Raw genomic sequence first — 9,729 nt, 5'->3', positions numbered from 1 at the left:
GGCGCTGATGACGCAGCCGTACGGGCCGGCTGCCAGAGCAGCGGCGGTACCCGCCGCAGCGGCTGCGGTGCCGGCGCCCGCAGCGATCACCTCGAACCTGCGGCTGCCTCTCAGGCCGCGCAGGACGGCTTCGCGCTCGGCCGCGACTGCCGTCACGATCAGCACGCGCGGTGCACGGGCTTCTTCCGCCGCAGCTATGCCCGCGGCAGCCTCCGGATGTCGATCATTCTTCGCTTCCATAATGAGCCTCCTCTATATAAATAACGATGTGATATGTAGTTATAAATGAAATCGGTCATCACGCGATTCAGCTGTTGACCAGCTGCCAGGCTGATCCATGTGAAGTGACCGCAGATGCCAGATGGCATCTTTGCAATAACCGGCAACGATTGATAACTGTATTCTGTACAGTTATCATCTGTCTTTCCGGAACATGGGAGGAGATAGCTGCATTTCGTGCAATTAAAAATCCCGGTTTGCACTGAAAAACGCTGGCTCAGCCATTTTAATTGTATAGAATACATTTAAATTTCAGGAACGGGGGATTCTACCGTATATAATTGCACGGAATACATTTATAAGCACCTGTCCCCGAGTATAGCTGTACGGCTTCTGTTTCACTAACAAGGATGTGCCGTCTGCATCCTAGACAGGGATCCGGAATATTCATAACAGGCCGCTAATCAGCCTGGGTGTTTACTTCTTTGCTGTTGAATTCTCCAGCGCCGCAACAAAAAGGATACGCCGTTTTGAAAGTGAGGTCAAACCGCGCGGGATTATTTTTAGAACAACTGTTGACAACAGAGAATAGATGGCGTATATTTATCTTAACTTAAAGATAGTTAACTTAAAGACAAATGCTTCGGCAATCCGCAGAGATAGCAGACAGCACAGTTGACAGGAGGTGTATATGATGAGCGACTACAATGAACTCATAAGCAAAACGACAGGCAGCCCGGATGAGGAGCAGGCGTCATCGCTGAAACTGTTCGTGGTTCTGTCCAAAGCTTACAAAAGCTTGATGGATCATGCGGTTAAGGATATGAAGAGTCATGGGCTGGCATCGGCTGAATTCATGGTGCTGGAAGTGCTCTACCATAGAACAAGAATTCCGCTGCAGCAGATCGGGGAGAAAATTCTCGTCACCAGCGGCAGCATCACTTATAACATCGATAAGCTGGAGAAGCGGGGGCTGCTGAAGCGGGTGCCATGCGATGAAGACCGCCGCGTGACTTATGCCGAGATTACGGAAGCGGGACGCGAGCTGTTCGATGACATTTTTCCCCGCCACGTGGCTTCCATTCATGGTCTGATGGGCGGGCTGAATCAGGAAGAGAAAGATCAGGCGATTGGGCTGCTGAAGAAGCTTGGCAAAGGTATGTAGAACCAGTAATGGCGGGGTGGAAGTGTCCCTGACGGTTCCGCATTTGCTTTTGCCAAGCCGCTAAGCGGTTTGCAGATTAGGGCAGGTCAAAAAATTTTTCACATATATCTTAAGGTTAAGATAATTAAATCGAAGAGAATGGAGAGTGTTTATTATGGTAAGTGTAGGATTATTGTTATTGAGACTTGTAATCGGGGTTGCTTTTATCGGACATGGGGCGCAGAAGCTGTTTGGCTGGTTTGGAGGCTACGGCCCGAAGGGAACCGGAGGCTGGATGGAATCTATCGGAATTAAGCCAGGGGTAGCGATGGCGGTAATGGCGGGACTAATGGAGCTGGTCGGAGGCGTACTGTTTACAGCCGGCCTGCTGACACCGGTGGCAGCTGTGCTGATTGCGGCAACGATGCTGGGCGCGATTATCAAGGTTCATGCTCCTAACGGCTTCTGGTCCACAGCTAACGGGATAGAGTTCCCGCTGACAGTACTTGTAGTAGCAGTCGCAGTGGCGCTGACCGGTCCGGGATCGATTTCGCTGGATGCACTGTTCTTTAACTAAGTATTTTTCCGACGTACCACAAGGACGTTCATGCTCACAAAACCTAAGCGTAAGCTTCCGAAGTAAGTTTTGTACGATGAAAATACAAAGGGGTTTACCCTCACAAAACTCTTAAGGAGATGGATACGATGACTCTACAAACTGCAGGCATTCACCATATTACCGCTTTTGTTAAGGATGCGCAGCGCAACGCCGACTTCTATGCCGGGATTCTCGGGCTGAGACTGGTAAAAAAGACGATTAACTTTGACGCTCCGGAGGTCTACCATCTCTATTTCGGGAATGAGCAGGGTGCTCCGGGTACGATCATCACCTTTTTCCCTTGGGCGACCGGCCGTAAAGGCAGAATTGGCGGCGGCCAGGTCGGGGTAACCACCTACGCTGTGCCGGCCGGATCGCTGGGATTCTGGGAGGAGCGGCTGGCTGCCTACCAGATTCCCGTGACCAAAGTAACCCGGATTTCGGAGTCCTACCTGTCTTTCGCCGATTATGACGGCTTGCGGATCGAGCTGGTGGAACGTGAAGCCGGCCCGCTCAGCACCTGGTCCTTCGGGGGAGTACCTACCGAGCATGCGGTTAAAGGCTTTGGAGGCGCAGTCCTGTACAGCATGGACCCTGACAAAACGGCGGATACACTGACCCGTACGCTGGGCCTTGAGCAGATCGCCGAAGGCGACGGTTATATCCGTTTCCGCTCTACAGGTGATCTTGGCAATATTATTGACCTGAAAGCAGCGCCGGTGCCTCAGGGCGGCGGAGGAACAGGTACGGTGCATCACATCGCTTGGCGTGCCAAAGATGATGCCGAGCAGCTCCAGTGGGGCCGGACCGTGCAGAGTCATGGCTACCAGCCGACGCCGGTGCAGGACCGCCAGTACTTTAACGCCATCTACTTCCGCGAGGAAGGCGGCATCCTGTTCGAGATTGCTACCGATCCTCCAGGCTTTGCCCGTGATGAGGACCCGGATAAAATAGGGCAGAAGCTGATGCTGCCAGTATGGTTTGAACCCAATCGTGCAGTGATCGAAGCGAAGCTGAGCCCGTTTGAAATCCGTGAAGTGGAGGTGAACCAGCTATGATTCATATCTTTAAAAAAGGTACGGATGCCACCCTGCCGGCCCTCGTATTATTCCATGGCACCGGCGGCAACGAGCATGATCTGATCCCGCTGGCGGAAATGCTGTCTCCCGGCTCCTCAGTGCTGGGTATCCGGGGAAATGTGCTGGAGAATGGCATGCCGCGTTACTTCCGCCGTCTCGCTGAAGGGGTATTCGATGAGGAGGATCTGATCTTCCGTACCCATGAGGTGAAGCAGTTCCTGGACAGTGCCGCTGCCCAGTACGGCTTCGACAGCAGCAATCTCGTGGCCGCCGGCTACTCCAACGGAGCCAACATTGCCGGGAGCCTGCTCTTCCATTACGGAAGCATCTTCCGCACTGCGGTGCTGCTGCATCCGATGGTTCCGCTGCGGGGTCTGACATTGCCTTCCCTTGCCGGTGTCTCCGTATTCATCGGGGCTGGAACCAATGACCCGCTGATCAAGGCTGAGGAGACCCGGGAGCTGGAGCAGCTGCTGCAGGGGTCAGGAGCGGATGTTACCGCCCACTGGGGGAATCAAGGCCATCGCCTCAGTACAGCCGAGGTGGAGGCCGCCCGGAATTGGCTGGGTCAGCATATGAATTAAGTTCAAGTCTGGAAAAAGAATATCACCTATAGCCGCCTGTGGGGCCGCTGCTAAGAGTGCTGACAACCTCTTAAAAGCTCCTGCGGGCGGTTTTTTGGATTAGGGAAAAAGCATTGAACATTCTGTCCCCGATCAGGTAGTATGGAGATTACTAAAAACAGGCCTGAGGGTTGCTGCAGAAAGGTTGGCGTCATTGTATCATGATCAGAGAAAAAATGGATAACCGCGTGCTCCCGGCAGAGGGGCCGTCCCGGAAACAGAGACTGCAGCTGATACTCATTCTGGGGGCCGTTGCGACGATTGGCCCTTTGTCGATTGATATGTATCTGCCTGCCCTGCCTGAGCTCGGCAGGTATTTCGGAACCAGTGCTGCGCTGGTGCAGCTTAGTCTGACCTTCTTTCTGCTGGGACTGGCCTCCGGTCAGCTGGTGGCCGGACCGCTCAGTGATGTCCATGGCCGCCGCCGCCCGCTGCTGATCGGCATGCTGATTTATAGCGTATCTTCATTGCTGTGCGCATTCAGCCCCTCCATTGGGCTGCTGGTCGTGCTGCGCTTTATTCAGGGCTTTGCCGGCTCTGTAGGGGTGGTCATCTCGCGGGCGGCGGTCCGCGACCTGTACAGCGGCTCAGAATTAACCAGATTCTTCTCACTCCTGATGATTGTCAACGGGCTGGGACCGATTTTTGCACCGATACTCGGGGGGCAGCTGCTTAGAGTAACGACTTGGCAGGGTGTGTTTATTGTACTCTTTTGCGCCGGGCTGCTCTTCTGCGCGATGATTCTGCTGCGGCTGCCGGAGACGCTGCCGAAGGAGCGGCGCGTGAGAAGCGGGATTAGAGGGACACTGCTTACCTTCCGCGGGCTGCTCGGCAACGGACGGTTTATGGGTTATGCCCTTTCCCAGGGGTTTGTTACTGCAGCGATGTTTGCGTATATTTCGGGTTCTTCGTTTGTCCTGCAGAATTTGTTCGGGGTCTCTCCGCAAATATACAGTCTGATCTTTGCCGTTAACGGGTTCGGTATTATCCTCTCCGGACAGATTGCCGGCAGATTGTCCGGGAGACTTGGCGAGCGGAAGCTGCTTGCCAGCGGTCTTGCACTCTGCACGCTCGGCGGAGTACTGCTGCTGGCTGCGGTTCTGGCCGGAGGCGGCCTGCTGCCGATCCTGATCTGCCTGTTCGCTGTGGTCTCGAGCGTCGGATTGGTCGGCACGACCAGCTTCTCGCTGGCCATGCAGGACCAGGGTGAATCGGCAGGAAGCGCCTCGGCGCTGCTCGGACTATTGCCGCTGCTGCTGGGCGGCTGCGTGGCTCCGCTGGTCGGCCTTGGCGGCGACGAAACGGCAATTCCGATGGCGTTAGTCATCGCAGGGGCCGGTCTGTGTTCCATTCTGTCCTATCTGCTGCTCTGCAGGAAGGGGGATCTGAGATGAGCCGGAAAGACTTTACGGTCCTGCTGCTGCTGGCATTTGCCTGGGGAGCATCCTTTCTGTTTATGAGAATCGCCTCTCCTGAGCTGGGGCCGGTGTTTACCACGGAACTCCGCGTAACGCTGGCTGCAGCCGCTTTGCTGCTCTACGCCAGGATTACACGGAAGAAGCTTGGGATGGGGCGGCACTGGAAGCAGTTTCTGCTGCTTGGGGCGCTGAACGCCGCGCTGCCTTTTACACTGATCTGCATGGCTGAGCTGGAGCTGAACGCCACACTGGCAGCCATTCTAAATGCGACTACCCCGATGTTCACAGCGCTTGCCGCCTGGGGAACCCTTGGCGAGAAGCCGGGAATTTCGAAATCCATCGGCTTAATCATCGGACTTGTGGGCGTGGCTGTTCTGGTCGGGTGGAGTCCGGTGCCGCTTGAGGGAAGGGTGCTGTTGTCGGTCTTCTTTTCCCTCGGGGCTGCGCTTTCTTACGGCTTCGGCGGGCTGTATGCCGCCCGTGTCGGCCGTGGCCTTGCACCGCTTACGCTTGCCGCCGGCCAGCAGCTTGGAGCTGCTATAGTGCTGCTTCCGCTCGCGGTCATTTTTGCTCCCCGGCATTTGCCGTCAGCGGGGGCGGTCTACTCTGTGCTCGGCTTATCTATCATTTGTACGGCTGTCGCTTATCTATTATATTTTTACCTGATTCAGAGTGTGGGTGCGGTAAAAACCGTCAGTGTAACTTTCCTGGTTCCGGTATTCGGGCTGATGTGGGGTGTTCTCTTCCTGAACGAGCCGGTCTATGCCAATACGGTCGCGGGACTTGTCATTATCCTGCTGAGCGTAATGCTGGTCAACCGCAAATCCAGGGCTAAAGGCAGCACAGGCGTTGATTCCGGCGTAGGGAAGCAGGGATAGCTGCAGTTCCCTCCTTCAGGCACTTTCAGCAAACTTTCAGCCCATTTTAACGTTAGGTTCGGGTATAGGGGGTATATTGAAGTGGTGAAAGGAGGGACAAGCATGAATATTTCATCCGCTACATCCGCCGCCGCTTCGACTTCTTATACCTCTTCCAGTGCAACTGATACCAGCTCGCTGGAAAAACAAAAAGCGAAACTGGAGGCCGACTTGGAGAAGGTCGCATCCAGTAAGGACGACGAAAAAACCAAGGAAACCAAAACTAAGCAGATTGAGCAGCAGATTAAGCAGATCGAGGCGCAGATTGCCCAGAAGTCTAAGAGCAGCAGCTCCTCTGCGGCAGCTCAGAGCGCACCTCCTGAAAAACCTGCTAACAGCAATTCGCTTACTGCAGCAAGTGCAGAGCAAATCGCTAACGCCACCACAGACAGTGAAGGCAGATTTGACATTCGCGTTTAAGATCGCACCGTAGTAAGCAGCAACCCAAAGAGGACATCCTTTGCCGTGAAGGGGTCCTCTTTTTGGTGCGGGGAGGTAAGCGTCCGTTCCCTGAAACGGGTAATGGATGAGCGAACGGCTGAAATGCCTTGGCTATGCATAAACATCTATAGATGTTAATATTAGGATGTGAAAAAAATTACGTTCTATTGGGAATTATTGTATTGATATATAATTGTTGCATTAATGGAATTGTTATATAGCCGGTAGAAGAAAAGGGGCTGAGTATATTGGGCATCGCCGTTATGGATATCATTGAGAAGCGGAAATCAGTACGCACCTATGAGACGACACCGATTAGTGAAGAGGTTCACGCTTCTATTATCGACTATCTGCACCAGGAGGAGAATCTGCTCGGGCCCTTCGGAGGAAAGGCAAGGATGGAGTGGATCTGGGCCAAAAGCGGGGGCGAAGACGGCAAGGGCATCAAGCTCGGCGCATACGGGATTATTCAGAATCCGCAGGCCTATCTGGTTGGCGTGGTACGCAACGACCAGACGGCGCTGCTGGAGTTCGGATATATTTTTCATAAGCTGATTCTTTATGCTACCGGCCTTGGCCTGGGCACCTGCTGGATTGGCGGAACCTTTAACCGCAATTCCTTTGCCCGTGAGCTTGAGCTTGCGCCCGGAGAGATCATTCCCTGCATCACACCGCTCGGCTATGCACGGGAGAAGCAGCGGCTGCTGGACGCAACCATGCGTTATGTTGTCAAAGCGGATCAGAAAAAGCCGTGGCGCGATCTGTACTTTGACTCGGGATTCGGTAAACAGCTGGCTCCGGAATCGGCCGGCAGGCTGGCCGCTCCGCTGGAGATGGTCCGGCTGGGCCCTTCGGCTTCCAACAAGCAGCCCTGGCGGATCGTGCTGTCCGCTGACCGGCGGCAGGCACATTTCTATCTGCAGCATACGCCGAATTATAGCGGGAACAAGCTGGGCTTTGAAATGCAGCGGATCGATCTCGGCATTGCGGCCTGCAATTTCGAGCTGGCCTGCCGGGAGATGGACATTCCCGGGAAATGGACTGTGAACGATCCGCAGCTTGGCGTAATCGACGGGCATACGGAATACATGCTGAGCTATAAGCTCAGCTGATCCGGGAGATCCACCACAGCATAGCCGACACAAGCATAACGCAGGCCAGCACTAGCGTGTCCATAGGCTGCCAGTCCAGCTCATAAGACGGAGTACGTGCTTTTTTCGGGTCATAACCGCGGGATTCAACGGCTGTAGCCAGCTCATCCCCCATGCCGATGACAAGAATCAGAAGCGGCACAATCAGTAAGCTAATCTGCCGGGGACTCCAGCGCGTGAGGCCGCGCTGAAGTCTTCCGCGCGACTTCAGCGCCAGCTGCAGCTGGCTCAGTTTGCCGAGAATCCAGGGCACGAACTGCAGCGTGACGGATACAGCCAGCGACCAGCCCCGGGTACGGATGCCCAGCTTCTTCAGCGGGGCAATGGCCCACTCCAGCGCTTCGCGCAGCGGCGCGCCGGTGGTCGTCTCCGTGAACAGGAAGCCAAGGGCAATCAGCAGCAGGAAGCGCAGCACATTCAGCCCCCCGCGCAGGATGCCTGCCGAGCTGAAGCCCAGGAACCCGAGGGTAATGTCCGGGGATGCCCAGCTTAGCGCAGACAGCAGCCAGAGGAACAGGAACATCAGCAGGAACGGGCGGAAGAACCTTGCCGTCCGGCTCCAGGGAATTCCCGCAGAGCCGATTAATCCGGCAATGAGGGCAGATGTGAGCAGCAGCGGAGTCAGGCTGTTCATGCCCAGTACAACCAGTGAACCCAGCACCATCCCCAGCCATTTCACGCGGGGGTCAAGCCCCTGCCAGGAACCCCGGCGCGGGGCTGTTTGGCTATGCTTCCTGACAGGAGCCTCCGGACTGTCCTTGGAAGGCGGAGCCTCCTGCTGCGCTCCTTCAGGAATCTGAGGCCTGCCAGCTTCCGCAGGTGCGGGAGGCAGCACCAAGCTCAGCCCGGCCAGCAGCGCATCCAGGTTGTCCGGCTGCTCCGCCAGCAGTCCCTGCCGGCGGAGTCTGTGCCCGATACGCGAGTAGGCGGGCGGTTCCAGTCCGGCTGAACGGAGCAGCAGATGGTCAGCCGCCAGCGGTGCGGCGGGTCCGTTATAATGGACGGAGCCTTGGGACATCACGACCGCTTGGTCGGCCAGCGGCAAGAAGCTGTCCAGATCATGCGTGCCGATGATCAGGGTGATGCCGCCCGCCCGCAGTTCCTGCACCAGCGTAAGCAGCGCCTGCGCCGCCTGCGGATCAAGGCCCGCGGTCGGCTCGTCTAGAATCAGCAGCCCGGGCTGTACAGCGATAGCGGCAGCGATACACAGCCGCCGTTTTTCTCCTCCGCTGAGGAGAAAAGGAGAACGTCCGGCGAAGCTCTCATAAGGCAGTCCTACCTTGGTCAGGGCGCTGCGGATCCGCTCCGCCCGCTGCGCCTTCGGCACCCCGTGCTGCTCCAGACCATACTCAATTTCCTTATGCACATTGCCAGCAAACAGCTGGGTCTCCGGCTGTTGGAATACTATGGATACGTTAGGCCCACCCCCTGGGTCAGCAGTATAAACAACCCTTCCCGCAGCAGGGGCGGCAAGTCCCGCAAGCACCCGCAGCAGAGTGGACTTGCCGCTTCCGGTCACCCCGCAGAGGACGGTCAGTGTTCCTTGGCTGATCTCCAGATTGATGTCCTGGAGGGCGGCTGCAGTATCGTAGAAGAATGAGACCTTCTCCGCCCGGATGCTCATGCTCATAGGATGGCCTCCAGTTCCTGCTCGGTCAGCGGCAGCAGCCTGAGGGGCCAGCCCTTCGCCTGTAGCAGCCTTCCGATGGAGATCACCGGTGCAGGCTCCCAGCCCAGCTGGCCGGGCAGATCCGAGCTGTAGAACAGGGTCCGGGGATCGCCGTCATACAACATGGTTCCCGGCCCCATAACCGCTACTCTTGGACTCTCTGCAAGCTCCTCTACCCGCTGGGTGACCCAGAGAATGGTCGTTCCCTCACGCCATAGGTTCCGGGCCAGCTCCAGAATGCCGCTGCGTCCGGCGGGGTCCAGCATGGATGTAGCCTCATCGAAGATTATCATCTCAGCCTGAAGCGCGAGACAGCAGGCTACCGCGAGACGCTGCCGTTCCCCGCCGGACAGGGCGGAGATATCGGTTTCCGATTTATGCGCCAGCCCCACCTGCTGCAGTACCCGGCTGATCCGCTTCTTCATCTCGCCCGGGGATAACCCCCGGTTCTCCAGGCCGAAGGCTATGTC

The 9,729-nt window shown here is 56.4% G+C and carries 10 protein-coding genes and 1 pseudogene; 8 read left to right on the top strand and 3 right to left on the bottom strand.

The window, feature by feature from the left end; translation table 11 throughout:
* Positions 1 to 240: pseudogene (locus AQR02_RS21075) on the bottom strand (futalosine hydrolase); the annotation flags it as partial.
* A gap of 673 nt (positions 241 to 913) precedes the next feature.
* On the opposite strand from AQR02_RS21075, the gene AQR02_RS21070 reads away from it, so the two are divergent.
* The 8 genes from AQR02_RS21070 to AQR02_RS21035 all read left to right on the top strand — a co-directional run bounded on the left by AQR02_RS21070 (position 914) and on the right by AQR02_RS21035 (position 7,551).
* The gene (locus tag AQR02_RS21070; RefSeq protein WP_054942398.1) at positions 914 to 1,384 is read left to right on the top strand and encodes a MarR family winged helix-turn-helix transcriptional regulator; all 471 of its coding nucleotides are present in this window, start codon (positions 914 to 916) and stop codon (positions 1,382 to 1,384) included.
* A gap of 154 nt (positions 1,385 to 1,538) precedes the next feature.
* Positions 1,539 to 1,940, top strand: coding sequence for a DoxX family protein (locus AQR02_RS21065; protein ID WP_054942397.1), 402 nt, complete (start codon positions 1,539 to 1,541; stop codon positions 1,938 to 1,940).
* A gap of 128 nt (positions 1,941 to 2,068) precedes the next feature.
* A complete protein-coding gene (locus tag AQR02_RS21060) occupies positions 2,069 to 3,019 on the top strand; it encodes a ring-cleaving dioxygenase (RefSeq protein WP_054942396.1) in 951 nt (316 codons plus the stop codon).
* Positions 3,016 to 3,624, top strand: a complete 609-nt coding sequence (locus tag AQR02_RS21055; RefSeq protein ID WP_054942395.1) for an alpha/beta hydrolase — start codon at positions 3,016 to 3,018, stop codon at positions 3,622 to 3,624. Before AQR02_RS21060 ends, AQR02_RS21055 begins: the two co-directional genes overlap by 4 nt.
* 200 nt (positions 3,625 to 3,824) lie before the next feature.
* Complete coding sequence (locus tag AQR02_RS21050) at positions 3,825 to 5,057, top strand: multidrug effflux MFS transporter (protein ID WP_245237656.1); 1,233 nt, start codon at positions 3,825 to 3,827, stop codon at positions 5,055 to 5,057.
* A complete protein-coding gene (locus AQR02_RS21045; protein ID WP_054942394.1) occupies positions 5,054 to 5,959 on the top strand; it encodes a DMT family transporter in 906 nt (301 codons plus the stop codon). Before AQR02_RS21050 ends, AQR02_RS21045 begins: the two co-directional genes overlap by 4 nt.
* A 102-nt stretch (positions 5,960 to 6,061) precedes the next feature.
* Positions 6,062 to 6,418, top strand: coding sequence for a FlxA-like family protein (locus AQR02_RS21040; RefSeq protein ID WP_054942393.1), 357 nt, complete (start codon positions 6,062 to 6,064; stop codon positions 6,416 to 6,418).
* Between the two features lie 269 nt (positions 6,419 to 6,687).
* Positions 6,688 to 7,551 (top strand): nitroreductase family protein, encoded by an 864-nt coding sequence (locus AQR02_RS21035; protein WP_054942392.1) that lies wholly within the window; start codon positions 6,688 to 6,690, stop codon positions 7,549 to 7,551.
* On the opposite strand, the gene AQR02_RS21030 is transcribed toward AQR02_RS21035, so the two are convergent.
* Positions 7,544 to 9,220 carry an ATP-binding cassette domain-containing protein gene (locus tag AQR02_RS21030; protein WP_054942391.1) on the bottom strand — a complete coding sequence of 559 codons (1,677 nt, stop codon included), beginning with the start codon at positions 9,218 to 9,220 and terminating at the stop codon, positions 7,544 to 7,546. The genes AQR02_RS21035 and AQR02_RS21030 overlap by 8 nt on opposite strands.
* Positions 9,217 to 9,729 (bottom strand): ATP-binding cassette domain-containing protein (locus AQR02_RS34725; protein WP_245237655.1); only part of this gene is annotated, 513 nt, incomplete at its 5' end. The genes AQR02_RS21030 and AQR02_RS34725, both read right to left, overlap by 4 nt.

Origin of the sequence: Paenibacillus ihuae (assembly GCF_001368795.1) — a bacterium.
Lineage (GTDB): Bacteria > Bacillota > Bacilli > Paenibacillales > Paenibacillaceae > Paenibacillus_AQ > Paenibacillus_AQ ihuae.
This window is presented reverse-complemented; position numbering and strand designations above follow the sequence as displayed.

Coding starts and splice junctions, on each gene's coding strand:
- AQR02_RS21070 (WP_054942398.1), top strand. CDS start 914: ATGAGCGACTACAATGAACTCATAAGCAAAACGACAGGCAGCCCGGAT.
- AQR02_RS21065 (WP_054942397.1), top strand. CDS start 1,539: ATGGTAAGTGTAGGATTATTGTTATTGAGACTTGTAATCGGGGTTGCT.
- AQR02_RS21060 (WP_054942396.1), top strand. CDS start 2,069: ATGACTCTACAAACTGCAGGCATTCACCATATTACCGCTTTTGTTAAG.
- AQR02_RS21055 (WP_054942395.1), top strand. CDS start 3,016: ATGATTCATATCTTTAAAAAAGGTACGGATGCCACCCTGCCGGCCCTC.
- AQR02_RS21050 (WP_245237656.1), top strand. CDS start 3,825: ATGATCAGAGAAAAAATGGATAACCGCGTGCTCCCGGCAGAGGGGCCG.
- AQR02_RS21045 (WP_054942394.1), top strand. CDS start 5,054: ATGAGCCGGAAAGACTTTACGGTCCTGCTGCTGCTGGCATTTGCCTGG.
- AQR02_RS21040 (WP_054942393.1), top strand. CDS start 6,062: ATGAATATTTCATCCGCTACATCCGCCGCCGCTTCGACTTCTTATACC.
- AQR02_RS21030 (WP_054942391.1), bottom strand. CDS start 9,220: ATGAGCATGAGCATCCGGGCGGAGAAGGTCTCATTCTTCTACGATACT.